The organism is Streptomyces ziwulingensis (assembly GCF_039542605.1).
Classification (GTDB): domain Bacteria; phylum Actinomycetota; class Actinomycetes; order Streptomycetales; family Streptomycetaceae; genus Streptomyces; species Streptomyces ziwulingensis.
This window is the reverse complement of sequence record NZ_BAABIG010000052.1, coordinates 26,671-49,363: the sequence shown is the minus strand read 5'-3', so window position 1 is coordinate 49,363 and position 22,693 is coordinate 26,671. Positions and strand designations below refer to the sequence as shown.

General features: G+C 72.4%; 23 protein-coding genes. 10 read left to right on the top strand and 13 right to left on the bottom strand.

Annotated elements, in window-relative coordinates; translation table 11 throughout:
* Positions 1-34: 34 nt before the first annotated feature.
* From ABEB00_RS23485 to ABEB00_RS23430, 12 genes are all read right to left on the bottom strand, one after another.
* A complete protein-coding gene (locus tag ABEB00_RS23485; RefSeq protein WP_345622067.1) occupies positions 35-223 on the bottom strand; it encodes a hypothetical protein in 189 nt (62 codons plus the stop codon).
* A gap of 113 nt (positions 224-336) precedes the next feature.
* Positions 337-930, bottom strand: a complete 594-nt coding sequence (locus ABEB00_RS23480; protein WP_345622066.1) for a TetR/AcrR family transcriptional regulator — start codon at positions 928-930, stop codon at positions 337-339.
* Between the two features lie 100 nt (positions 931-1,030).
* The gene (locus tag ABEB00_RS23475; protein ID WP_345622064.1) at positions 1,031-1,855 is read right to left on the bottom strand and encodes an NAD(P)-dependent oxidoreductase; all 825 of its coding nucleotides are present in this window, start codon (positions 1,853-1,855) and stop codon (positions 1,031-1,033) included.
* A 1-nt stretch (position 1,856) separates the two neighbouring features.
* Positions 1,857-2,366 (bottom strand): DoxX family protein, encoded by a 510-nt coding sequence (locus ABEB00_RS23470; protein WP_345622063.1) that lies wholly within the window; start codon positions 2,364-2,366, stop codon positions 1,857-1,859.
* Complete coding sequence (locus ABEB00_RS23465; RefSeq protein ID WP_345622061.1) at positions 2,359-3,273, bottom strand: alpha/beta hydrolase; 915 nt, start codon at positions 3,271-3,273, stop codon at positions 2,359-2,361. Before ABEB00_RS23465 ends, ABEB00_RS23470 begins: the two co-directional genes overlap by 8 nt.
* Positions 3,270-4,940, bottom strand: coding sequence for a thiolase C-terminal domain-containing protein (locus ABEB00_RS23460; RefSeq protein ID WP_345622060.1), 1,671 nt, complete (start codon positions 4,938-4,940; stop codon positions 3,270-3,272). The genes ABEB00_RS23465 and ABEB00_RS23460 overlap by 4 nt, the downstream gene beginning before the upstream one ends.
* The gene (locus ABEB00_RS23455; RefSeq protein ID WP_345622059.1) at positions 4,937-6,310 is read right to left on the bottom strand and encodes a cytochrome P450; all 1,374 of its coding nucleotides are present in this window, start codon (positions 6,308-6,310) and stop codon (positions 4,937-4,939) included. The genes ABEB00_RS23460 and ABEB00_RS23455 overlap by 4 nt, the downstream gene beginning before the upstream one ends.
* Positions 6,311-6,345: 35 nt before the next feature.
* Entirely contained in the window at positions 6,346-6,537 is a 192-nt protein-coding gene (locus ABEB00_RS23450) for a ferredoxin (RefSeq protein WP_345622058.1), read from the bottom strand.
* 16 nt (positions 6,538-6,553) lie between these two features.
* On the bottom strand, positions 6,554-7,936 hold the full coding sequence (locus ABEB00_RS23445) for an ABC transporter substrate-binding protein (RefSeq protein ID WP_345622056.1): 1,383 nt from the start codon (positions 7,934-7,936) through the stop codon (positions 6,554-6,556).
* Positions 7,937-7,994: 58 nt separating this feature from the next.
* A complete protein-coding gene (locus ABEB00_RS23440; RefSeq protein WP_345622054.1) occupies positions 7,995-9,200 on the bottom strand; it encodes a CaiB/BaiF CoA transferase family protein in 1,206 nt (401 codons plus the stop codon).
* Entirely contained in the window at positions 9,197-10,663 is a 1,467-nt protein-coding gene (locus tag ABEB00_RS23435) for an aldehyde dehydrogenase family protein (RefSeq protein WP_345622053.1), read from the bottom strand. The genes ABEB00_RS23440 and ABEB00_RS23435 overlap by 4 nt, the downstream gene beginning before the upstream one ends.
* The gene (locus ABEB00_RS23430) at positions 10,660-11,391 is read right to left on the bottom strand and encodes an SDR family oxidoreductase (protein ID WP_345622052.1); all 732 of its coding nucleotides are present in this window, start codon (positions 11,389-11,391) and stop codon (positions 10,660-10,662) included. The genes ABEB00_RS23435 and ABEB00_RS23430 overlap by 4 nt, the downstream gene beginning before the upstream one ends.
* A 296-nt stretch (positions 11,392-11,687) precedes the next feature.
* On the opposite strand from ABEB00_RS23430, the gene ABEB00_RS23425 reads away from it, so the two are divergent.
* Complete coding sequence (locus ABEB00_RS23425; RefSeq protein WP_345622051.1) at positions 11,688-12,407, top strand: SDR family NAD(P)-dependent oxidoreductase; 720 nt, start codon at positions 11,688-11,690, stop codon at positions 12,405-12,407.
* Positions 12,404-12,940 (top strand): carboxymuconolactone decarboxylase family protein, encoded by a 537-nt coding sequence (locus ABEB00_RS23420; protein WP_345622050.1) that lies wholly within the window; start codon positions 12,404-12,406, stop codon positions 12,938-12,940. The genes ABEB00_RS23425 and ABEB00_RS23420 overlap by 4 nt, the downstream gene beginning before the upstream one ends.
* 91 nt (positions 12,941-13,031) lie before the next feature.
* On the opposite strand, the gene ABEB00_RS23415 is transcribed toward ABEB00_RS23420, so the two are convergent.
* On the bottom strand, positions 13,032-13,823 hold the full coding sequence (locus ABEB00_RS23415) for an enoyl-CoA hydratase (RefSeq protein ID WP_345622049.1): 792 nt from the start codon (positions 13,821-13,823) through the stop codon (positions 13,032-13,034).
* A 109-nt stretch (positions 13,824-13,932) separates the two neighbouring features.
* Here ABEB00_RS23415 and ABEB00_RS23410 point away from each other — a divergent pair, with 109 nt between their 5' ends.
* The 8 genes from ABEB00_RS23410 to ABEB00_RS23375 all read left to right on the top strand — a co-directional run bounded on the left by ABEB00_RS23410 (position 13,933) and on the right by ABEB00_RS23375 (position 22,627).
* Positions 13,933-14,748, top strand: a complete 816-nt coding sequence (locus ABEB00_RS23410; RefSeq protein ID WP_345622047.1) for an enoyl-CoA hydratase/isomerase family protein — start codon at positions 13,933-13,935, stop codon at positions 14,746-14,748.
* A gap of 2 nt (positions 14,749-14,750) precedes the next feature.
* Positions 14,751-15,776, top strand: a complete 1,026-nt coding sequence (locus tag ABEB00_RS23405) for an acyl-CoA dehydrogenase family protein (protein WP_345622045.1) — start codon at positions 14,751-14,753, stop codon at positions 15,774-15,776.
* Positions 15,773-16,924: an acyl-CoA dehydrogenase family protein gene (locus tag ABEB00_RS23400; protein ID WP_345622044.1), complete on the top strand. Its 1,152-nt coding sequence runs from the start codon at positions 15,773-15,775 to the stop codon at positions 16,922-16,924. The genes ABEB00_RS23405 and ABEB00_RS23400 overlap by 4 nt, the downstream gene beginning before the upstream one ends.
* Before the next feature lie 196 nt (positions 16,925-17,120).
* Positions 17,121-18,089: an enoyl-CoA hydratase/isomerase family protein gene (locus ABEB00_RS23395; RefSeq protein ID WP_345622043.1), complete on the top strand. Its 969-nt coding sequence runs from the start codon at positions 17,121-17,123 to the stop codon at positions 18,087-18,089.
* A 95-nt stretch (positions 18,090-18,184) separates the two neighbouring features.
* Entirely contained in the window at positions 18,185-19,591 is a 1,407-nt protein-coding gene (locus tag ABEB00_RS23390) for a cytochrome P450 (RefSeq protein WP_345622042.1), read from the top strand.
* The gene (locus ABEB00_RS23385; RefSeq protein WP_345622041.1) at positions 19,588-19,779 is read left to right on the top strand and encodes a ferredoxin; all 192 of its coding nucleotides are present in this window, start codon (positions 19,588-19,590) and stop codon (positions 19,777-19,779) included. Before ABEB00_RS23390 ends, ABEB00_RS23385 begins: the two co-directional genes overlap by 4 nt.
* 69 nt (positions 19,780-19,848) lie before the next feature.
* Positions 19,849-21,402, top strand: coding sequence for an AMP-binding protein (locus ABEB00_RS23380; RefSeq protein ID WP_345622040.1), 1,554 nt, complete (start codon positions 19,849-19,851; stop codon positions 21,400-21,402).
* Between the two features lie 46 nt (positions 21,403-21,448).
* Positions 21,449-22,627 (top strand): amidohydrolase family protein, encoded by a 1,179-nt coding sequence (locus tag ABEB00_RS23375; protein ID WP_345622039.1) that lies wholly within the window; start codon positions 21,449-21,451, stop codon positions 22,625-22,627.
* The last annotated feature ends 66 nt before the right edge of the window (positions 22,628-22,693 follow it).

The following is a 22,693-nucleotide window of genomic DNA, read 5'->3' as shown; positions in this document are numbered from 1 at the left end:
TACCAGAATGCCATTCTCCAATGAAGAGATCGCGCTACCGGACCCGTGGCTCCCCGGCCCGCACACCCGCCCCCGACGCGGCGGCGGGCTGCCCGAACAGGGCGGCGACGGCGTCCACCAGCGCGACCGTGAGGTGGCCCGGGTGCGCGGTACGGCCGTGCGCGTGGGCGAGGACGGCCCGCGTCCGCCGGGCCGGTCCTACGTCGGACGCCTGCCGTGCCACCGCCGGAGAATCATCCTCTCAGAGGCGGGGTCCGGCACCGTAGTCGCACACCGGCGGAGCGGCCCCGCACGTCGACGGGGGATGCCATGACCGAGGACCCGCGGCCGCGGCCGTCACCCGGCGGTGGCGTCCTCGTCGCGGTCGCGGTCCGTGCCGAGCAGCACGGACAGCGTCTCCCGCATGATCCTGGGATAGCGCTCCGCCTCCGGCTCGGGATCGACCAGCCACAACTGGTGGACGCCCTCGATCAGGGCGAGGACGGCAGCCGCGGCGGTCGGCGCGCTCAGCCCGCTGGGCAGCCGCTCGCCGTAGCGTTCGACCAGGCGGATGGTGAGGTGGTCCTGGAGGGAGCGGCAGCGGTCCCGCACATAGCTCCGGGCCGGTTCCCGGCCGGTGACGGCCTCGGCCACCACCACGCTGTGCACGGTGGCGAAGGACGGGTGGCCCTGTTCGAAGGCCACGGCGTCGGCGAAGTCGGCGGGCCAGTCCACCCCGGTCGGCCGGTCGGACAGGTTGGCGCGGGCCAGTTGCTCGCGGAAGTTCAGGATCTCCAGCAACAACCGCTTCTTGCTGGGGAAGTAGTGCAGGACCCCCTGCCGGGTGAGCCCCGCCCGCTCCGCCACGGCATCGATCGAGGCGTTCTTGAATCCGCGCTCGGCGAAGACCTCCAGGGCCGCTTCCAGGATCTCCTGACGTCGCGCAGACACCACGTCATGCCCCACTTCCGCCGGTGGACAGGGCCCCCACACTATGTAGGCGCGCCAGGGCGGGGGGAGGTGTCGTGGCGGGATTCTCCGGGCGGCGTGTTCACACACCCATGGCACGCAGCGTGGCGCGGGCGGCGTCCCGGGCCGGGCCGTGGCCCTGTTCGCCGTCCGGGCCGGCGTTCTCGGTGATCTCCGTGAACAGCCGTACGTCCTTGGCCAGCAGTCCGCCCGCGTGGGCGGCGATCCGGTCCAGGCTGCCGCCGGCGTCGACGACCCGTTCCAGGGCGAAGCTGGCCGCACTGCCACGCGGCAGGACGTGCCCGAGGCCCTCCGGGTCGAGGCCGAGCCCCGCACCCAGGCGCAGACCGTCGGCCGCGATCCCCAACTGGGCGGTGAAGAGAAGGTTGTTGAGGATCTTGCCGACCTGCCCGGCGCCGGTCGGGCCCAAGTGGACCACGGGGTCGCCGTACGCGGCGAACAGCGGCCGGCACAAGGCGAACACCTGGGGGTCGCCCCCCACCATGACGAGCAGCGAGCCCTCGGCGGCGGCCCGTCCGCCGCCGCTGACCGGCGCGTCGAGGACCGACACCCGGTGCGGGCCGGCGCGCTCCTGGAGGCGGCGGCAGGTGTCGGGGTGGACCGTGGAGTGCACGACGAGCACGCCGCCCCGGCGCATCCCGGCGAGGACCCCGTCCGGGCCGGTGGTCACCTGCTCGATGTCGGCGTCGTCGACGACGCACAGGCACACCACGTCACTCGCGGCGGCCAGTTCCGCGGGCGACCGGGCGAGCGTCGCGGCGGTGTCCGCGAACGGGGCGAGGGTGCCGGCCCGGCGGGCCCACAGGGTCGTCCCGAAGCCCGCCTCGACGATCCGCCGTGCCATCGGCGCGCCCTGACTGCCCAGTCCGATGAAACCGACCCGCATGTCACGTCTCCTCATGTCGTCGTGCCGGACGCCAGAAGGCGCCGAGCAGTCCGCCGGTCGCCAGCACGCCCACCCCGAGCACCAGTGCGGCACCCGTCCATCCGGTCACCGCCACGTCCGCGGCCGTGTCGAGCGCGTACTCCCCCGGCCCCAAGGCCCCGAGCGTCACCGCGAGCACCCCCAGGACGAGGACGTACTCGTAGCCCTCCCGGAAGACGAAGAAACCGTTCGGGCGGTGGGCCAGCACTCCGGCGACCAGCATCACCGACAGGACGGCGGCGCAGGCCAGCGAGGTGAACAGGCCCGCCACGAGCAAGACGCCGGCGCCGGTCTCGGTCAGCACGCTCAGCCATGCCTGCAACCGCGGGCGGCGCAGCCCGAGACCGGCGAACCAGCCTGCCGTCCCGGCGATACCGCCCCCGCCGCGCCAGTGGTTCCAGCCGTGCGCCACCATGACGGCGCCCAGGACGAGCCGGAGGGCCAGCAGCGCGCTGTCCGCCGGCTCACCCATCGCGGTGCCCCGCTTCCGACGGCAGCGCCCGTACGCCGAGGACGCACTCCTCGACGAAGGCCAGGACGTGCAGATGGTAGGCGAGGGCGGTGCGGCTGACGCTGGTGTTGTGTCCGGCGCCCGCCTGCTCGTGCCGTACGAGACGGGAGGAGGCGGTGAACATCGAGGCGAGGTCGGCGAGACCTTCGGGGCCGTTGCGCCACACCTGTTCGTGCTCGGCGAGGGTGAGGTGCACCGGCACCGCCACCCGCGCGGCGAGCCGGGTGAACTCCGCCTGCCACACCTCCCGGCGGGTCTCGTACGAGGGAGAGGAGGAACCGATGGCGCGCCCGCCGTACACGTCGGGCGGATAGACGTGCGGCGGGTCCCACAGGGCGCGACGGAGGCTGGGCCGGGTGCGTTCCGGGTCCCTTCGCCACTCCTCCATCGCGGCGACCGACCGGGGGTGGTGCACCCGTCCCATGCCGGCCAGTTCCACGCCGAGCAGAGCGGCGCCGCGCGGATCGCCCGCCATCCGCACGGCCAGTTCGCAGCCCGCCGAGTGCGCCCACAGGAACACGCCGGCGCCGCGCTCCCGGCCGTCGAGGTGGGCGTCGAGGGCGGCGAACGCGAAGTCGGTGCGTCCTGCGGTCGTGCGCAGGCGGTCCTCGTGCCCGGCCGAACTGCCGTAGCCCGGGCGGTCGAGGGCGAGGACGGTGAAGCCGGCCAGGGCGGCGGTGCGCAGCAGGGAGAGCCGCGGATGTCCGGGGTGGTCGAAGTAGGCGGAGGTGGTGGCGCCGCCGTGCAGGGCCACGATCACGGCCTGCGGGCGCGCGGCCTCGGCGATCAGCGCGGAGGCGGGGACGCCGTGCACGTCCGCCACCCGCCGGTGGACGCCGGTGGCGCGTTCGGGTTCGGTCGAGGTCATCCGTCCGTCCTGAGCAGGAGTACGCCGCTGGGGGTGAGCCCGCCGCTGGAGACGACGGCCGTACGGGCGTCCGCCACCTGGCGGGCGCCCGCCTCGCCGCGCAACTGGAGTACGGCCTCGTGGAGCAGGCCCATGCCGTGGGTGCGGCCGTGGGAGAGCTGTCCGCCGTGCGGGTTGAGCGGGGTCACCCCGTCCCGGGCGATGTTCTTGCCGCCGTCCAGGAAGTCGCGGGCCTCGCCGATGCCGCAGAAGCCGAGCGCCTCGATCCAGGACAGGCAGTTGAAGGTGAATCCGTCGTACAGCAGGGCCACGTCCACGTCGGCTGGGCGCAGCTCGGTGCGGGTCCACAGATGGGCGGCCTGGCCGAGCACCTGGGGTTCGTGGGTGAGGGTGGCCTGGTCCCAGTCGAGGCGTTCCACGATCCGCGTGCCGACCGCCTCGACGCGGACCGGGGCCTTGCGCAGGTCGCCGGCGGTCTCGGTGGCGGAGACGACGACTGCGGTGGCGGCGTCGCAGGGGACGTCGCAGTCGTAGAGGCCGAAGGGGGTGGTGATGGTGCGTGCCGACAGGTAGTCGTCCATGGTCAGCGGGGAGCGGTAGACGGCGTCGGGGTGGAGGGCGGCGCCGGCCCGCTGGTTGACGGCGATGTGGCCGAGGGTCTCGCGGGTGGTGCCGTAGCGGGCCATGTGCCGCTGGGCGTTCATCGCCAGCGTGATCGCCGGTGAGACGGCTCCGAACGGCTTGAACCAGCCCTCGGCGGTGCCTTCCCGGGGCGGGCTGATCTTCCCCTGGCGGACGAGTTCGGCGTACGTCGCCTCCCATACCGTCCGGAAGCACAGCACGTGCCGGGCGAGGCCGCCCGCCACGGCCAGCATCGCGGCGATCAGGGAGCCGCCGGGGCCGAAGGTCTCCGCCGCTCCGTTGTGCCAGACGGGACGGATGCCGAGCGCCGACTCCAGGGCGGTGACCCCTCCCTCGGCGAAGCCGCCGTACGCGCCGCCACCGGGGTAGGTGGACAGGCCGTCGATGTCGTCGAAGGTGAGTCCGGCGTCGGCGACGGCCTTCTCACAGGCCTCGACGGTCAGGTGGAGGGGCGGGACCATGAGGCGGCGCCCGATGCGGGAGGCGCCGGCGCCGCTGATCACGGCACGGTCCTCGAACCTGTCCCTGGTCGGTGCGCCGCGCGGGTGCGCCCGCGCCCGGTCGGGGGCCGGGTCGTCGTCGGGGAGCGGGGCCGGCGAGGACTGGTCGGCGGCCGGGCGGAACAGTGGCAGCCAGGTCTCTCCGGCCCGCTCGAAGGTGACCTCCATCCGCATGCCGAGGCGCAGGTCCTGCGGTGCGCAGCCGACGACGTTCGTGGTCAGGCGGACCCGGGGGTCCTCCTCGATCGCGACCTGCGCGACGACGAACGGGGTGGGCAGCCCGGGGTGGGGGAAGCGGTGGTTGACGGTGAAGCCGATCAGCGTCGCCCGGCCGGAGACCTCCCGGACGGTGATGTCGTGTCCGCGGCAGTGGCGGCAGACCGGTCGCGGTGGGTGGATCAGGGCCGAGCAGGCGGTGCAGGACCGGAAGCGCAGCCGCCCGTCGCGGCCGGAGGTCCAGAAGAACTCCGTCTCCTGGTCCGGTCGCGCCGGCGGGCGGGCGGCGCGCTCCTGGGGTGCGGTCAACGGATCTTCGCCTCCGCCCTGCGGACCGTCACCGGCTCGGCGAGACCCTGCTCGTCGCAGGCCCGCTGGAGGGTCACCAGTGTCTCCGCCAGACCGGGGCCGAGCCGCGGACCGGGAGTGAAGGCGGCGGGGAGGTGGCGCATGCCCTGGATGACGCCGATGGTCTCGTAGTGGACGGTGCCCTCGGGGTCGCAGACGTAGTCCGGCATGCGGTCGAGGACCTGGGTCAGCATCCGCTTGAACACCGTACGGGCCACGTTCGAGCCGATGCAGCGGTGGATGCCGAGGCCGAAGGCGGTGTGCCGGTTGCCGCTCCGGGCGAGGTCGACCTCGTCCGGTCCGGGGAAGACGGCCGGGTCGCGGTTGGCCATCGCCCAGGACAGCCAGACCCGGTCGCCCTCCTGGAACTCCTGGCCGAGGATCTCGCAGTCCTCCGCGACCGTCCGCCCGTCGCCGGGCGCCGGGGTGAAGTAGCGCAGGAACTCCTCGGTGGCCGGGTCGAGCAGGGTGTCGCGTTCCGCGCTGAGCCGGGCCCGCTCGCCGGGGTGCTGGGAGAGCCACTCCAGGGCGTGCGCGGTCAGCGCGGTGGTGGTGTCGAAGCCACCGCCGATGAGCAGCGCGAGGGCACCGATCAGATCGGTGTCGGACGGGCGCTCGCCGTCGATCTCCATGCGGGCGAGCGCGTCGGCGAGGCCGGGGCGCGGGTGGGCGCGGACCTCGTGGAGGGTGATGCCGATGTCCTTGATCATGGCCAGATGGGCCTCGATCACCCGGGCCATCTCCGGCGAGTTCGGCGGGGTGTAGACCCCGGCGTGGGCGGGCTCGTTGTAGAGCCGCCACTTCTCCAGCGGGATGCCCATCATGGCGAGGGTGAAGACGGCCGGGACGATGTTGGCGAGGTCGTCGACGAAGTCGATCCGGCCGGACTCGATCCGCTCGTCGAGGCAGGCGCGGGCCACCTCGTCGATGAACGGGATCCAGCGGGTGACGGCCGCCGGGGACAGGTAGGGGTTCAGGGCGGTGCGGTAGAAGCGCTGTTCGGGCGGGTCCATCTCCAGGAAGCCACCGCGCAGGCCCCGGCCGCGGGGCGGCGCCGGGATGCTGATGCCCTGGTAGCCCCGGCGCTCACCGTGCACGTCGTGGTCGTTGGAGAGGCGCTGCCCGGCGCGGGCGAACGCGAGCAGCTCGCGGTTGCCCGCGGCGACCCAGTGCCCGCCGTAGGTGTCCGACCAGGCGAGCGGGCAGCCGGCGTGGAAGGCGCGGGTCTGCTCCTCGAACCCGTCACGGTAGTCGGGGGCGTGCCGGTCGAAGTGGACGCGGGGCTGCTTGCGGGCCTCGTCGTCGTGCGCGTCGGGTTCTGCTGCGGTCATGGTGGGTGTCTTCTCCTCGTGTCGGCCGCGCCCGCTCAGAAGACGCTGATGGCTCGCTCGGGGCAGGACCGGACGGCTTCCACCACCTGGTCCTGCTGGTCCTCGGGGACCTCCTCGGTGATCGGCGAGGAGTGCCCGTCGATCTCGTCCAGCTCGAAGACTTTCGGGGCCCGCATGGCACACAGGGTGTGTCCCTGGCAGCGCTCGGGGTCGACGCGTACCTTCACGTCACTCAGCTCCCGTTCAGGTGAGGTCGGACAGGGACTTGCCGACGGAGGCCAGGGTGGCCGGCTCGCCGTAGTCGCCCTGGTACTTGTGGACCGGACCGTCGCAGCGGAAGGCGCCCTGGTCCGGTCGGAAGTCGGCGGGCTTCCACCCCTCGGTGGTGGCTTCCACGACCGTGTAGCACCTGGTCGGTTCCTTCGAGCTGAGGTCGAACGGGGCCTGCAGGCCGCCCGCCGTCCACTCGGTGTTCTTCAGCGCGTTCTCGTGGACGCACGCGCGGGTGAGGGTGGCGCAGTCCCGGGCGGCGGTGGCGAACAGCAGCCAGGCGGAGAGGGCGCGCAGCGCCGGGTAGGTGACCTGTTGGCCGGGCGCGTACTTCTTGAACAGGTCGACGGCCTGCTGGGTGGCGGAGTGGTCGGCGGCGTTCTCCAGCGGCGCGGTGGCGAAGAGTTCCGCGTAGTTGTGCTGCTCGGCCAGGGCCGTGCCCGCCAGTTGCCGGAACGCCGGGCCGTAGGCGTTGGAGTTGGCGTCGATCCAGTCGGGCACGTGGTCGATGCCGGTGAGGGCCTGCTCCAGTTTGGCCAGGCTCGCGAAGTCCCCGAGGAAGACCAGGCCCTTGACGCCCTTCTTCTTGATCGCCTGGGCGTAGGGGGTCCAGTCGGCGACACCGGACGCCGGGTACAGGTCGGTGTAGGAGATCCGGCCGCCGAGACCGGCGATCGCCTCCTCGTACTGGGCCGTCATGACCTTGGTGACCGGGGAGTCGGCGGCGATGACGCCCACCTCCCGGGCGGAGTCCGGGTACTTCTCCTTCAGCAGCCAGCTGTAGAAGCCGGTGTACTGGAAGTAGCCCGCGGTCGGCTGCGAGGCGATCGCCTGGAGGTCGGAGCCGATGGCGCCGATCTGGCTGGACTGCGCGGGGAAGTTCGGCAGCAGGCACTTCAGCCGGTCCTTGACACCCAGGCTGTCCATCGCCGCTCCGCCGCCGACCAGTGCGAAGTCCTCCTTGCACGCCTCCAGGGTGCGCCTGCGGACGTCCATGAGCCGGGTGTCCCGGGTGACGGGCTCGATCTCGCGGCCGTTGATGCCTCCCGCGTCGTTGCACCAGGACGTGAACACCTTCGCGGCGTCGACGAACTCGGACTTCTTGGTGAACCCGACGTCCGTCATGACACCGACCTGGATCTTCTGGTCGGTGACGCCCCGCACGGACGACTCACCCGCCTCGCCGGGGCCGCACACGTCCTTCAGCGTGCCGAAGTCGGCGGAGGCGGCCTGTCTCTCCCGCGCGGTGGGGCTCGCCTGCCGCGCGGGGCCGGTGTCGTCGTCGGAGCGGGTGGAGCAGCCGGCGGCCAGCAGTACCGCGGCCGCGGTGACGCCGCTCACGAGCAGTCTGCGCATGGTTCCTCCTCAGGGGCTCGGACGCCGTCGTCCGAGGGAGGGGACGGACAGCAGCGGGTCAGGTGACCGCTCCGCTCGCCTTCAGCGCGAGGATGCGGTCCCAGTCGTAGCCGAGCTCGGTGAGGATCTCCTCCGTCTGCGCGGCGAATTCCGGGGCGGGGCCGAGGAGGGTGTCCTCCACGTCGTACTGGACCGGGCTCGCGACGAGTTCGAGGTCACCGGCGCGTGCGATGTAGCCGTTGGCGCGTACCTGTGCGTCGGCGGCGGCCCCCAGCGTGTCCTGGACGGGGGCCCAGGGTCCGTCGAGCGCGGCGAACCGCTCGGACCACTCGGTGAGGGAGCGCGTCGCGATCACCTCGCGCAGGAACTTCACCGCGTCGGCGGTGTGCGCGGCGAGGGACTCGGCGGTGGCGAAGCGGGGGTCGCCGGCGACGTCGGGGCGGCCCAGGCACTCGCACACGTTGGCCCAGAACTTCGCCGGCTGGAGCATGACGAAGGAGAGGTAGCGGTCGTCGGCGGTCCGGTAGAGACCGGACAGCGGGTTGGTGGGCGAGCCGTGGGCGCTGGGCGCGACGCCTTCCCAACCGCGGCCGAGGTGCAGGGACAGTCCGACGGAGTGGCCCAGCGCCCACAGACCGCTGCCCAGGAGCGAGACGTCCACCACGGCACTCTCGCCGGTACGTTCGCGGCGCAGCAGGGCGGCCGCGATGCCGCCGGCCAGGTTGGTGCCGGAGATCGTGTCACCGTAGGCCGGGCCGGGCGGGCTGATCATGCCGTCCGTTCCCGGTGGGGTGATGCTGGCCGCCGTGCCGGCGCGGGCCCAGAACGCGGTCATGTCGTAGCCCCCCTTGCCGTGTTCCGGTCCGCGGGGGCCGAGCGCGGTGCCGCGGGCGTAGACGATCGCCGGGTTGACGGCCCGGATGTCGTCGACGTCGATGCCGAGGCGGGTGCGGGAGGCGGGCAGGAAGCTGGTCAGGAAGACGTCCGCGTCCCGCGCCAGCTCGTACAGCACCTCGCGCCCCTGCGGCACCGCGATGTCCAGGCCGAGGGAGCGTTTGCCGCGGTTGGCGTGGGCGACATGGGGATTGGGGTCGCCGTGCACCTCGAAGGTTCCGGTCCGGCGCAGTCCGCGCTGCGGGTCGCCGGTGACCGCGTGCTCGACCTTCACCACGTCGGCGCCCCAGTCCGCGAGGACGGCGCCCGCCGAGGGCACGAAGCCGTACATGGCCACTTCGAGGACCCGGATGCCCTCCAGCGGCTTCATGACCGTTCCCGGGCGACGGCCACGCGGGCGAAGGACTTCTCCTCCAGGAACTCCTCGAACCCGGAACGGCCGCTCTCCCGGCCGATCCCGGACTGCTTGTAGCCGCCGAAGGGCACGTCGGGCGCGAAGTAGTTGCCGCCGTTGATGGAGAAGGTGCCGGTGCGGATGCGCCGGGCGAGCCGGATCGCGCGCTGCTCGTCGGCGCTGTGCACCGCGCCGGACAGTCCGTAGGCGGAGTTGTTGGCGATCCGGACCGCATCCTCCTCGTCGTCGAAGGGGATCACGGACAGCACCGGGCCGAAGACCTCCTCCTGGGCCATCTCGCTGTCCGGGTCGACGCCGCTGAGGAGGGTCGGCCGGTAGAAGTAGCCGGGGTCGACGCGCTCGCCGCCGCGCACCAGGGCCGCGCCGTCCGCGACCGCCCGCCGGACCATGCCGTCGACCTTGTCGCGTTGCGCCTCGCTGATGAGCGGCCCCATGGCCGTCCGGGGGTCGGTGGGGTCGCCGACCCGCACCTGGTCCAGGCCGGCCGCGACGAGTTCCACGATCCGGTCGTGGTGCGCGCGCGGCACGAGCAGGCGGGAGGTGAGGGCGCATCCCTGGCCGGAGTGGGAGCAGATGGTGAAGGCCGCGAACATGGCGGCCTTGGTGAAGTCCGCGTCCTCCAGCACGATCATGGCGGACTTGCCGCCGAGTTCGAGGAAGACCCGTTTCACGGTGCCGGCCGCGGCGGCCATGATGCGGCGGCCGGTGGCGGTGGCTCCGGTGAAGGTGACCACGTCGACGTCCGGGTGGGTGGTCAGCACCTCGCCCGTCTGCGCGCGGGACGAACTGAGGACGTTGACCACGCCCGGCGGGATGTCGGTGTGCAGCGCGATGAGTTCACCGAGCGCGAGCGTGGTGAGGGGGGTCTGCGGGGCGCCCTTCAGGACGATCGTGCAGCCGGCGGCGAGCGCGGGGGCCAGCTTGGCCAGGGCGAGCTGGTTGGGGTAGTTGTACGGCAGGATGGCGGCGACGACGCCGGCCGCCTCCTTCTCCACCCAGCGGTGGTGCCGCTCACCGCGTGACTCGACCTCGCCGAGGTCCTCGGTGAAGTCGTACGTCTCCAGCAGGTCGGCGTAGTACGGCACGTTGCGGATCGGCTCGTCGAGCTGGGGGCCGTGGGTGAGCCGGCGGGGTGCGCCGGCCTCGGCGACGGTCAGCTCGCGCAGCTCCTCGCGGTGCGTGTCGAGGGCCCTGTGGAGCTGGCGCAGACAACGCAGCCGCAGATCCTTGTCCGTGGACCAGCCGGTGCTGTCGAAGGCGCGGCGGGCGGCGGCGATCGCGGTCTCGGCGTCGGCCTTCGTCGCGTCGGGAGCGTGCCCGAGCAGGGCGCCGGTCGCGGGGTTGTGGGAGGCGAAGGTCGTCTCGGCGCCGACCAGCTTGCCGTCGATGAGCTGGGACTTCGTGAGGGGGGTGGTCACAGCCGTACCACCGATCCGCCGTCGACGGCGAGGACCTGGCCGGTGATCCAGCTCGCGTCGTCGGACAGGAGGAAGAGCAGGGCGCCGGCCTGATCCGCCGGTGTGCCCATGCGTTTGAGGGCGAAGGACCGCACCATGGCCTCGCGGCGCTCCTCGGGGATGATGTGGCGGGCCGCCCCGGTGTCGGTGGGGCCGGGCGCGATGGCGTTGACGCGGATGCCCCGGTCGCCGAGTTCGGCGGCGAGGGAAGCGGTGAGGTGGTTGACGCCGGCCTTGGCGAGACCGTAGAAGGCGGTGGCCTGCCAGGCCGCGGTGGACGACTGGTTGACGATCGCGGCGCCGTCCTTGAGATACGGGAGAACGGCGCGGGTGACGTGCAGTGCGCCGAGGAGGTTCACCTTCAGGAAGCGGTCGAGGTAGGCGTAGTCGACGGTGGTGATGCCCTCGCGGCGCATGTCGTGGAAGATCGCGGCGTTGTTGACCAGGTGGTCGATGTGGCCGAGTTCGGCGATCACGGTGTCGGCGAGAGCCCGTGCCGAGGTGGGGTCGGCCACGTCGACGGGCACGAAGAGGGCATCGCCGATCTCCTTGGCGACCCGCTGCCCCCGCTCCTCGTTCAGGTCGGCGACCACTACCCGCGCGCCCTCGGCGGCCAGCGCCCTGGCGTACCCCTCCCCGATGCCCTGTCCGGCGCCGGTGACGATCGCCACCTTGCCCTTGAACCGCATCCCAGCCTCCTTGCTCGGTTGACCGGAAACTACATTCTCAGTTTCAGCTAAGCAAGGTTACGGACAGGACAACCTGCCCTGCACGGGCCGCTGGACAGCGGCGCGCGGGTGCTGCGCGGTACTACCCGCCCCCTGTCCGACACTTCCCGTCACAGCCTCTCTGAGAATATGGTTCTCGAATACGGAAGGGATGTTCACATGATTGTCGGGATCCGACACCGGACACTGCCCCGCACCGAGACGTCCGAGTGGCCGCCGCGTCGCGGTACTCCTGCCCGTGCCGACGGGGCGCTGGCGTGAGCGCCCCGCCGGCACGGACGGCCGTCGTCACCGGCGGCGCCTCCGGGATCGGCCGGGCCATCGCACGGCGACTCGCCGCCGAAGGTCTGAACGTCGCCGTGTTCGACATCGCGTCGACCGAGGACGGTGACGGCCTGCTGGTCGACGTCACCGACCGGGCCCAGGTCGACAAGGCGGCGGACACGGTGCGCGAGCGCTACGGCCCGGTCTCCGTGCTGGTCAACGCGGCGGGACAGGACGGCTTCACCCGTTTCGCCGAGTTGCCCTTCGCGGACTGGCAGCGGGTGGTCGACATCAACCTCAACGGCGTCTTCCACTGCGTGCAGTCGGTGCTGCCGGACATGTGGGAGGGCCGCTGGGGGCGGATCGTCAACATCTCCTCGTCCAGCGCGCACTCGGGGCAGCCCTTCATGGCCCACTACGTCGCCGCCAAATCCGCGGTGAACGGGCTGACGAAGTCCCTCGCGCTGGAACTCGGCCCGCGCGGAATCACCGTCAACGCGGTACCGCCCGGCTTCATCGACACCCCGATGCTGCGCACCGCGGAGCAGCGGCAGCGGCTCGGCGGCACCGTGGAGGAGCACATCGCGCGCACCCCGGTACGCCGGGTGGGCCGCCCCGAGGACATCGCCGCGACCTGCGCGTTTCTGGTGAGCGAGGAGGCCGGGTACATCACCGGGCAGATCATCGGTGTGAACGGGGGCCGCAACACATGACGAGGCTGCCCCCCGTCCCGTACGAGGAGTGGGACGCCGACGCCCTGCGCCCGTTGACGGGCGGCCGGAAGGCGCCCCCGTCGAACGCCCTGGGGCTGCTGGTCCACCATCCGGCCCTCGCCGAGGCGTTCCTGACCTTCAACACCCATCTGCTGGCCCGCAACTCGCTGCCCGACAAGATGCGCGAACTGGCCATTCTGCGGGTGGCCCGGCGCCGCGGGTGTCGCTACGAGTGGGCACAGCACGTACTGATCGGCCGCCGGGCGGGGGTGAGCGAGGAGGAGTTGGAGCAGGTAAGGACCGGAGCCGGCACCCTGGTGAACCGCGCCGTCGACGAGCTGGACACCTCCTCCGCGCTCTCCGACGCCACCTACGCGGAGCTGGCGAGGAAGCTGGACGCACGGCAGCTCCTCGACTTCGTGTTCACGGTGGGCGCCTACGGACTGCTGGCGATGGCGTTCAACACCTTCGAGGTGGAGCTGGACCCCGGACTCGCACCGGGCCCCGATCCCGACGGGGCGGAGGCCGGCTGAGAACCCGGAACACCGAGGAGCCCGTGCCGGAGCCGCCTGGACTCCGGCACGGGCTCTCCCCCGTCGGGACGGTCCTCGGCGCCCGTGCCCCTCAGCCCCGCTCGATGTGCTGCTTCATGGCGTCGAGCCGGGTCAGGATCGGGAAGCCGTCCACGCTGAGCGCGTTGCCGTGCCCGGTCTGGTGGATGTCGAAGACGGACTGGAGGGCCGCGTAGAAGCCCTGGACGTCCATGGTCTGGTTGACGGCCCGTTTGGCCTGGCGCAGCCCGAAGGGCGGCATCCGCGCGATGCGCGCCGCCAGCTCGCGGGCCGAGCCGTCGAGTTCGTCCGGCGGGACCACCTTGTTGACCATGCCCACCCGCTCGGCCTCCCGGGCGGTGAGCGGCCGGCCGGTGAACAGGATCTCCTTCGCCTTGCGCGGGCCCAGCTCCCAGGTGTGCCCGTGGTACTCGACCCCGCCGATGCCCATGTGCACCACCGGGTCGGAGAACTCCGCGTTCTCCGCGGCCACGATCAGGTCACAGGGCCAGCACAGCATCAGACCGGCGGCGATGCACTTGCCCTGGACCGCCGCGATGGTGGGCTTGGGAATGTTCCGCCACTTCAGCGAGTACTCCAGATAGCGGCGCGTCTCCGCGTCGTAGATCCACTCCAGGGTGATCTCACCGGGGCCGGGCCAGCGGTCCTTCAGATCGTGCCCGGCGGAGAAGTGACGGCCGTTGGCCCGCAGTACGACCACGCGGACCTCCTCGTCCCGGGCCGCGCGCGTCCAGGCGGCGTCGAGATCGTCGAGGAGGGCCATGGTCTGGGCGTTGGCGGCCTCAGGGCGGTTCAGCGTGATGACGGCGACGCCGTCCTCCGCCTCGTACAGGATCTGGTCCATGGCCTGCGTCCTCCCGCGTGAGCTCGGCATCACCAGTGACGAGAATATCATTCTCGCTTTTCAGCAACACCATTGACAGTTTCGGTCCGACCTTAACTACCATCGCGGCATGAGCGACGCCAGCCCCGTCCTGACCGTGGCCGCCGACGGCGACATCCGCGTCGTCACGATGAACCGGCCCGAGCGCCTCAACGGCGTCTCGGAGGAACTGCACCGACGGCTGTCCGAGGTCTGGCGGGAACTGGCGGGCGACCCGGGGGCACGGGCGGTCGTCCTGACCGGGGCGGGACGGGCGTTCAGCGCGGGCGGCGACTTCGACCATCTGCTCCGCCATCACCACGACGCGGAGCTGCGGGAGCGGTCGATCCGGCTCGACCGGACCATCCAGACCGACATGATCCGCTTCCCGCTTCCGGTGATCGCCGCGGTCAACGGGCCTGCGGTGGGGCTCGGTTGCAGCCTGGCGCTGGGGTGTGACCTGGTACTGATGGCCGAGGACGCCTACCTCGCCGACCCGCACGTGTCCGTCGGTCTGGTGGCCGGTGACGGAGGCGTCACCCTGTGGCCGTTGCTCACCAGTCTGCTGCGGGTCAAGGAGTACCTGTTCACCGGGGACCGGATCCCGGCGGCCACGGCGGTCGACCTGGGGCTCGCCAACCGGGTCGTCGCCGGAGCGGACCTGATGCGGGAGGCGCTCGCGCTGGCCCGCCGGCTCGCCGCCCAGCCCGCGGAGGCGCTGCGCGCCACCAAGGCGGCACTGGGAACGGTGGTCGAGCAGGTCTCGCGCGGCGGCATGGAGGCCGCCCTGCTGGCCGAACGGTCCACGATGACCAGCCCCGACCACATCCGCATCGCCGGCGGCCTGGCCTCCCGCGCACACCGCCGGCCCGCCGCACCCGAGGCGGCCGTACCCGAGGAGGACTGAGCATGGAACCCGAGGAGTTCTCGCTGGTCCGCGGCGCGCTGCGGTCCTTCGCCACCCGGTACCGGGTCGGCTCCGCCGACGAGATCGCACCGCGGACCCGCGCGGCCGCACAGGAGGCGCTGGACGAACTGGGCCTCGCGGACCTGCGCCGCGCCTCCCCGCCCGCCGCGACGGCGCAGGAGTGCGCGCTGCTCGCCGAGGAGCACGGCGGACAGCCCCTGACCACGTCCCTGCTCGGCACCGCCCTGCTCGCCCCGGAACTGCTGCGCCTGCTCGGAGCGCCGGCCACCACGGCACGGCCGACGATCGCCCTGGCCCGGGACCTGCGTTTCCCGGGGCCGCACCCGGCACCGCTCGTGGCGTGGGACGGCGACGGAGCCGACCACGCACTGGCGGTGGACCCGGAGGGAATCGTGCGGCACGTCGTCCCGGGGCCGCCCGCGCCGACCGCCGATCCGCTGCGCGGTGTCCGGGCCGTCCCGGGCGGCGGGGCGAGCGTCGGGCGGCTGACGCCCGAGGCGCGGCGGCACTGGCAGGCGTACGCGCTGGTGATGGTCTCCGCCGAACTCGTCGGCGCGGCCCGCTCCTTCGTCGAACTGAGCGTGGGCCACGCCCGCGAACGCCGGCAGTACGGACGGCGGATCGGTTCCTTCCAGGCCGTACAGCATCTGCTCGCCGACGCCACGGTCCTCGTGGAGGCGTGCGCCAGCGCCACCCGGTACGCCGCCTGGTGTCTGGACCACGAGCCACCGGGGCGGGCGCTGACGGCGGCCCGCGTGGCCAAGGCCGAGGTCAACACCTCGGCGGTCGAGGCCGTGTACGCGGGCATGCAGGTCTTCGGCGGCATCGCGCAGACCTGGGAGCACGTCGCCCACCTCTACCTCCGCAGGGTCCTCGTGGGGGCGACGGTGCTCGCCACCACCACCGATCTCCTGACCGCCCTGGCCGTACCGGACCCGGAGGTGCCGGCCGGCACCCGCACGCCGGACACGGCGGCCGCCCTGGCCGCACCGGAGGCGACGCGATGACCGACCGTCCGCTGGATTTCGGCGACCGGGCCGACCTGGAACACCTGCGTCGCGACTTCCGCGCATGGCTGGCCGGGAACCCGCTTCCCGAGCGGGGCGCCGACGAGCCGGCCGCCGTCCACCTGCACCGCTGGCACCGGATGCTGCACTCCGGCCGCTGGGTCGGCCTCGACGTGCCGGAGTCCTACGGCGGACGCGGGCTGACCTCCCTGCACCAGGTGGCGGTCAGCGACGAACTGGGGGCCCGGGGCGCTCCCGGCGTCCCGCGCATCGGCTACCTCGCCCATGTGCTCCTGGAGTTCGGCTCCGAGGAGCAGCGCCGACGCCTGCTGCCGCGCATGCTCGCCGGCGACGACACCTGGTGCCAGGGCTTCAGCGAGCCGGGCGCGGGCTCGGACCTGGCCGGCCTGAGCACCCGCGCCGACCGCGCTCCCGAGGGCCGCTACATCGTCAACGGCCAGAAGCTGTGGACCAGTTACGCCCAGCACTCCGACCTCTGCCTCCTGCTCGCCCGCACCGGTGACGCCGCTTCCCCACACGCCTCGCTCTCGGCGTTCGTGCTGCCCCTGGACCGCCCCGGAGTGACCGTACGGCCGCTGCGCGCGGCCAACGGCGACGACGAGTTCTGCGAACTCTTCCTCGACGACGTCCGTCTCACGGAGTCCGAGCGGATCGGCGCCGAGGGCGACGGCTGGGCACTGGCGATGACCACCGTGGCGTACGAGCGCAACGCACTCGACACCGGGCACCTGCCGAAGTACGGCCGGCTCGTCGAGCGGTTGCGCCGCCACGCGCACGAGCGCCGCGGCCGTCTTCCCGACGGGCTCCGGTCCGAGATCGGCAGGTGTGTCGTGGACTACCAGGTCCTCGTCGCCCACGCCCGCCGCCGCACCGCCGAACGCCTCGCCGGGAAGACCGCGGGAGCGGAGTCGTCCGTCGACAAGCTGCTGATGACCCGGGCGGAGCAGCGGCTGTACGAGACGGCACTGAAGGTGTTCCCCGAGGAACTGCACGGGGAGGGCGGGGACGTCTTCGGCGACTACCTCTACTCCAGGGCCGCGTCCGTGTACGGCGGAACGTCGCAGATCCAGCGGAACATCATCGCCAAGCGGCTGCTGCGCCTGCCGGCCGCCGACCGCCGCGACTGAACGGAGCCCCGCCGTGCGACACGACGCTCCAGGACACGAGCCGCACGCCCGGGATCGGAGCGGGCGACCGGGGCGGCCCGCGCGCGCCGGACTGGGCATGAGCGGCTCGTGGCCGCCCTCGCCGTCCGGGGAGCCAGGGGTGCCGAGGTCCCCCTCGGCACCCGCCACGAGGCGGGGAAACCCTCCTCAGGCGGCCTTGGGGTCCCCCCTCCACGTGGTCGACCTGGATCTCCCGGCGGGAGCGCTGCGGCCCGCGCCGCCGCCCGCGCCGCCGGACCTGGTCCGGGTGGCCGTCGCGGCCCGGCCGAGGCAGGACCCGGGTGACTTCGACATCCTGTTGACCGGGGCCTTCGACGCGCCCCGCCCCTGGGTGGCGTGCGCCGATCCGCACGCCACCGCCCGCCGTTTGGAGGAGGCTGCCGCGCGGCAGCCGGCCGCCTCGGCCGCCCTGGCGCAGGTGCTGCGGATGGGTCCCTCGCTGGCACCGTCCGACCGGCTCCTCGTCGAGTCCCTCGCCTACTCCACCCTTCAGGGCGGCGCGGGGTTCCGTGCCTGGCTGGCCGCGGCCCGCCCCCGCGCACCCCGCCCCGCCGCGACCCCGGTCCGGCTGCACCGCGACGGCGACCGCCTGACCGTCACCCTGGACCGCCCCTGGGTGCGCAACGCCTTCGACGCCGCCGGCCGGGACGCACTGTGCGAGGCCCTTGAGGTCGCCGTGGCCGACCCGTCCCTCACCCGCGTCGATCTGTGCGGCAGCGGGCCCGCCTTCTGCGGTGGAGGTGACCTCGCCGAGTTCGGCACCTCCCAGGACCCGGCGCAGGCGCACCGGGTGCGGGTGAGCCGCAGTCCCGCGGCGCTGCTCCTGCGGTGTGCCGCCAAGGTGACCGTCCACCTGCGGGGCGCCTGTGTGGGCGCGGGCATCGAACTGGCGGCGTTCGCGGGCCGGGTGGTGGCCGCCCCGGACACCGTGATCCGGCTGCCCGAGATCGGCATGGGCCTGATCCCCGGCGCGGGAGGAACCGCGAGCCTTCCCGTCCGCATCGGCCGGGAGCGCACCGCCTACCTCGCGCTGTCGGGCGCCACGCTCACCGCACCGCAGGCGCTGGCCTGGGGTCTCGTGGACGCGGTCACCACACCGTCGGATCCGGCCCAGGTGTGGAACTAGCGTTATCGCTTACTGGTAACTACATTCTCTGTATCAATAACTTGTTTCTCACGCTCCGTGCCACGAACGGACGACCTCTGGGAGGCGGATCAGCGGTGCGCCCCGACAAGCCCGACAAGCCCGATAACCCCGACAGCAGGGAAGCCGAGAGCCGGACCCCAAGCCCGCCGCGGCCGCGCGAGGGGGGCCGCCGGACCCCGCCCGGGCCGGACGCCTCCGCCACGCCGCCCGACTTCTTCCGGGACGACGCCCTGGTGGCGGATCCGTACCCCTACCTCGACGAGTTGCGCGCGCGGTGCCCCGTGCAGCGGGAACCGCACCACGGCGTGATGATGGTGACCGGGTACGAGGAAGCGGTCGAGGTGCTGCAGGATCCGCGGACCTTCTCCTCCTGTCTCTCGGTGACCGGCCCCTTCCCCGGATTCCCCGTCCCGCTCGAAGGCGACGACGTCAGCGACCTCATCGCACGGCACCGGGACGAACTGCCGATGAGCGACCAGTTGCCGACGCTCGATCCGCCCGAGCACACCGCTCACCGCGCACTGCTCATGCGGCTGATCACGCCGAAACGGCTCAAGCAGAACGAGGAGGCCGTCTGGGACATCGCCGACACCCTGCTGGACGGCTATCTGGCCCGGGGAGAGGGCGAGTTCATCAGCGGGTTCGCCGGGCCCTTCAGCCTGCTGGTCATCGCCGACCTGCTCGGTGTGCCGGAGGAGGACCGTGAGGAGTTCCTCGACCGTCTCCAGCGCGGGCCCGCGGCCGGCGGGGCCGTCGGCAGCACCGGCGACGACACGTTGGCGCACTCACCGCTGGAGTTCCTGTACACGCGGTTCACCGCCTACATCGACGACCGGCGCCGCGATCCCCGCGACGATGTGCTCACCGGACTCGCCACCGCGACCTTCCCCGACGGCAGCCTGCCCGAGGTGGCCGACGCCGTGCGCGTCGCGGCCAACCTGTTCTCCGCCGGACAGGAGACCACGGTCCGCCTGCTCGGCTCCGCGGTGAAGGTACTGGCCGAACAGCCGGACCTCCAGGCGCTGTTGCGGGCCGAACCCGGCCGTGTCCCCAACTTCGTCGAGGAGTCCCTGCGCACGGAGAGCCCGGTGAAGGGCGACTTCCGGCTCTCCCGGGTAGCGACCGCGGTGGGCGGTGTGGAGATCCCCGCCGGCACCACGCTCATGATCGTGAACGGGGCCGCGAACCGGGACCCCGGCCGCTTCGAGAACCCCGCCACCTTCGATCCCGCCCGCGGCAACGCCCGTCACCACCTGGCGTTCGGCCGCGGCATCCACACCTGCCCCGGTGCGCCCCTCGCCCGGACCGAGGCCCGCGTGGCCCTCGCGCGCCTCCTCGCCCGCACCACGGACATCAGGATCTCGGAATCCGCGCACGGCCCCCGCACGGACCGTCGCTACCGGTACCTGCCGACGTACATCCTGCGCGGGCTGACCCAGCTCCACCTGGAGTTCTCGCGCGCGCAAGGGAGCCCGTCATGAAGGCGTCCGTCGACGAGGACCGCTGCCGCGGCCACGCGGTCTGCTGCACGGTCTGCCCCGACGTGTTCGACCTCGGCGACGACGGTTACGCGGTCGTCCGACTCGCCGACATCCCCACCGGTCTCGAGGCAGCGGTGCGCGACGCGGCGGCGGGCTGCCCGGAACGCGCCATCACGACAGAGGGCTGAACCCCCGTCGAGCGGGCCTCCACCCGCGCCGATCTCGCGGAGCCGCCCGCCGTACTGGAGGGAGCACCTATGCGAAAGATCCCCGCAGAGCTGGTCGAGCGCTACGAGGCGGAGGGCTGGTGGACCAGGGAGACGATCGGTGACCTGCTGGCACGGGGAGTGGCCGCGGCGCCCGACACCGTCTTCCGGGTGCACTCGGCCGCGCGGCCGTGGTCGGGGACCTTCCGGGACGTCGAGCACACCGCGCGCAGACTCGCCGCCGGACTGCGCGAGCGCGGCGTGGGCGTCGGGGACACCATCGCCTTCCAGTTGCCCAACTGGCAGGAGGCGGCCGCGGTCTTCTGGGCGTCCGCCTTCCTCGGCGCGGTCGTGGTCCCCATCGTCCACTTCTACGGCCGCAAGGAGGTCGGCTACATTCTTCGCTCGGTCGAGCCGGACGTCTTCATCGGCACCGGGCGGTTCGGGCGCCTGGAGTTCCAGCCCGACCTGTGTGCCGACGTCCCCGTGGTGGGCGTGGTGGGCGACACCGCGCGACGACGGCCACCCGTCGAAGCCTTCGACGACCTCCTGAGCGACACCCCACTGCCCGGAACACTCCCGGCCGACCCGGCACACCCCGCCCTGATCGCCTTCACCTCCGGCACGACCCGGGACCCGAAGGGTGTGGTCCACAGCCATCGCACCCTCGGCCACGAGACCCGTCAACTGGCGGCGGCCTACCCGCCCGACCGGGGCACCCAACTGACCGCGGCCCCCGTCGGCCACTTCATCGGCATGGTGAACGCCTTCCTGATCCCGGTGCTGGAGGCGACCCCGGTCCACCTCACCGACGTGTGGGACCCGGGCCGGGTACTGGAGCTGATGACCCGGCACGACCTGCACATCGGCGGCGGCGCTCCCTACTACGTCACCAGCCTCCTCGACCACGCCGCCTTCACCCCCCGGCACCTGCGGCACATGAGATACGCCGGACTCGGCGGCGCGGCGGTTCCGGCCGCCGTCACCACCCGGCTCGCCGGCCTGGGGATCCGCGTCTTCCGCGCGTACGGCAGCACCGAGCACCCCTCGATCACCGCCTCCCGGCCCACCGCGCCGGAGCCCAAACGGCTCTTCACGGACGGCCAGGCGCTGCCGGGAGTCGAGTTCCGGCTGGCCGAGGACGGCGAGATACTCAGCCGGGGCCCGGACCTGTGTCTGGGCTACACCGACCCGGACCTGACGGCGCGGACGATCGACGCCGACGGCTGGTACCGCACGGGTGACATCGGTTCGCTCGACGAGGACGGCTACCTCACGATCACCGACCGCAAGGCCGACGTGATCATTCGGGGCGGCGAGAACGTCAGCGCGCTGGAGGTCGAGGAGAGCCTGCTCACCCTGCCCGCCGTGGCGGAGGCCGCCGCGGTGGCCGCTCCGGACGCCCGGCTCGGCGAGCACGTCGCGGCCTTCCTGCGGCTGCGTCCCGGTCACACCCTGCCCACCCTCGACGAGGTGCGCCGCCACTTCGAGCGGGCCGGCCTGGCCCGGCAGAAGTGGCCCGAGGAACTGCACGCGGTCGAGGACTTCCCCCGCACCCCGAGCGGCAAGATCCAGAAGTTCAGACTCCGGAAAGTCATCGCTTAGCCCGACATCGACCACCTACTTCTCACCTGCGGCAAAGGAGAATCCCATGGCGTCGCGCACGCTGCCGTTCCCGCTCTTCGACGCGGACAATCACCTGTACGAGCCCCCGGAGGCGCTGACCCGGCACCTCCCGGAGAAGTACGCCAGTGCGATCCAGTACGTGCAGGTCGACGGCCGTACCAAGATCGCGATCCGGGGCCGGATCAGCGACTACATCCCCAACCCGACCTTCGAGGTCGTGGCCCGGCCGGGCGCCTGGGAGGAGTACTTCCGCAACGGCAATCCGGAGGGGAAGTCGCACCGGGAGCTGTTCGGCAAGCCGATGAAGTCGATCCCCGCGTTCCACGAGCCCGCACCGCGTCTGGAACTCATGGACGAGCTGGGCATCCAGCGCACGCTGATGTTCCCGACGCTGGCCAGCCTGATCGAGGAACGGATGCGGGACGACCCGGAACTGATCCACGTGGTCGTCCACTCCCTCAACCAGTGGCTGCACGAGACCTGGCAGTTCAACCACAAGGACCGGATCTACACCACGCCCGTCATCAGCCTGCCGATCGTGGACAAGGCGATCGCCGAGCTGGAGTGGTGCCTGGAGCGGGGGGCCCGGGCCATCCTGGTCCGGCCCGCGCCGGTGCCCGGCCTCGGCGGGTCACGGTCGTTCGCGCTGCCGGAGTTCGACCCCTTCTGGCAGCTCGTGGAGGAGGCCGGGGTGCTCGTCAGCATGCACTCCTCCGACAGCGGCTACTCCCGCTACGCGAGCGAGTGGGAGGGCAAGCAGCGGGAGATGACGCCCTTCCAGGCGCAGGTCTTCCGGATGCTGGGCGAGTGGCGGCCGGTCACCGACGCGGTGGCCTCCTGGGTCTGCCACGGGGCGCTGTTCCGCTTCCCGGACCTCAAGATCTCGGTCATCGAGAACGGGTCCTCCTGGCTGGCGCCGCTGCTCGACCAGCTCACCGACGTCTACAAGAAGCAGCCGCGGGGCTTTCTGGGCGACCCGGTGGAGGCGGTCACCTCACGTATCCACATCAGCCCGTTCTGGGAGGAGGACATGGCCGAACTGGCCGGTGTCATCGGTGCGGAACGGGTGCTGTTCGGCTCCGACTACCCCCACCCCGAGGGGCTGGCCGACCCGGTGTCCTACATCGACGCGCTCCAGGGCATGAACGAGTCCGACCAGGCCAAGATCATGGGGGGCAACCTCGCCCGGCTGATCGACACCTGAGCATCACCCGGCCACCGGGCGTCGGCGGCCTCGTGACGGTGGGGGGCGGGACCGCGTCACCGTCCC

Excerpts from the sequence above, each read along its gene's own strand:
- ABEB00_RS23375 (WP_345622039.1), top strand. The coding sequence starts at position 21,449 with ATGGCGTCGCGCACGCTGCCGTTCCCGCTCTTCGACGCGGACAATCAC.
- ABEB00_RS23415 (WP_345622049.1), bottom strand. The coding sequence starts at position 13,823 with ATGGACCAGATCCTGTACGAGGCGGAGGACGGCGTCGCCGTCATCACG.
- ABEB00_RS23380 (WP_345622040.1), top strand. The coding sequence starts at position 19,849 with ATGCGAAAGATCCCCGCAGAGCTGGTCGAGCGCTACGAGGCGGAGGGC.
- ABEB00_RS23405 (WP_345622045.1), top strand. The coding sequence starts at position 14,751 with ATGGAACCCGAGGAGTTCTCGCTGGTCCGCGGCGCGCTGCGGTCCTTC.
- ABEB00_RS23385 (WP_345622041.1), top strand. The coding sequence starts at position 19,588 with ATGAAGGCGTCCGTCGACGAGGACCGCTGCCGCGGCCACGCGGTCTGC.
- ABEB00_RS23420 (WP_345622050.1), top strand. The coding sequence starts at position 12,404 with ATGACGAGGCTGCCCCCCGTCCCGTACGAGGAGTGGGACGCCGACGCC.
- ABEB00_RS23475 (WP_345622064.1), bottom strand. The coding sequence starts at position 1,855 with ATGCGGGTCGGTTTCATCGGACTGGGCAGTCAGGGCGCGCCGATGGCA.
- ABEB00_RS23430 (WP_345622052.1), bottom strand. The coding sequence starts at position 11,391 with ATGCGGTTCAAGGGCAAGGTGGCGATCGTCACCGGCGCCGGACAGGGC.
- ABEB00_RS23400 (WP_345622044.1), top strand. The coding sequence starts at position 15,773 with ATGACCGACCGTCCGCTGGATTTCGGCGACCGGGCCGACCTGGAACAC.
- ABEB00_RS23470 (WP_345622063.1), bottom strand. The coding sequence starts at position 2,366 with ATGGGTGAGCCGGCGGACAGCGCGCTGCTGGCCCTCCGGCTCGTCCTG.
- ABEB00_RS23455 (WP_345622059.1), bottom strand. The coding sequence starts at position 6,310 with ATGACCGCAGCAGAACCCGACGCGCACGACGACGAGGCCCGCAAGCAG.
- ABEB00_RS23445 (WP_345622056.1), bottom strand. The coding sequence starts at position 7,936 with ATGCGCAGACTGCTCGTGAGCGGCGTCACCGCGGCCGCGGTACTGCTG.
- ABEB00_RS23410 (WP_345622047.1), top strand. The coding sequence starts at position 13,933 with ATGAGCGACGCCAGCCCCGTCCTGACCGTGGCCGCCGACGGCGACATC.
- ABEB00_RS23465 (WP_345622061.1), bottom strand. The coding sequence starts at position 3,273 with ATGACCTCGACCGAACCCGAACGCGCCACCGGCGTCCACCGGCGGGTG.
- ABEB00_RS23440 (WP_345622054.1), bottom strand. The coding sequence starts at position 9,200 with ATGAAGCCGCTGGAGGGCATCCGGGTCCTCGAAGTGGCCATGTACGGC.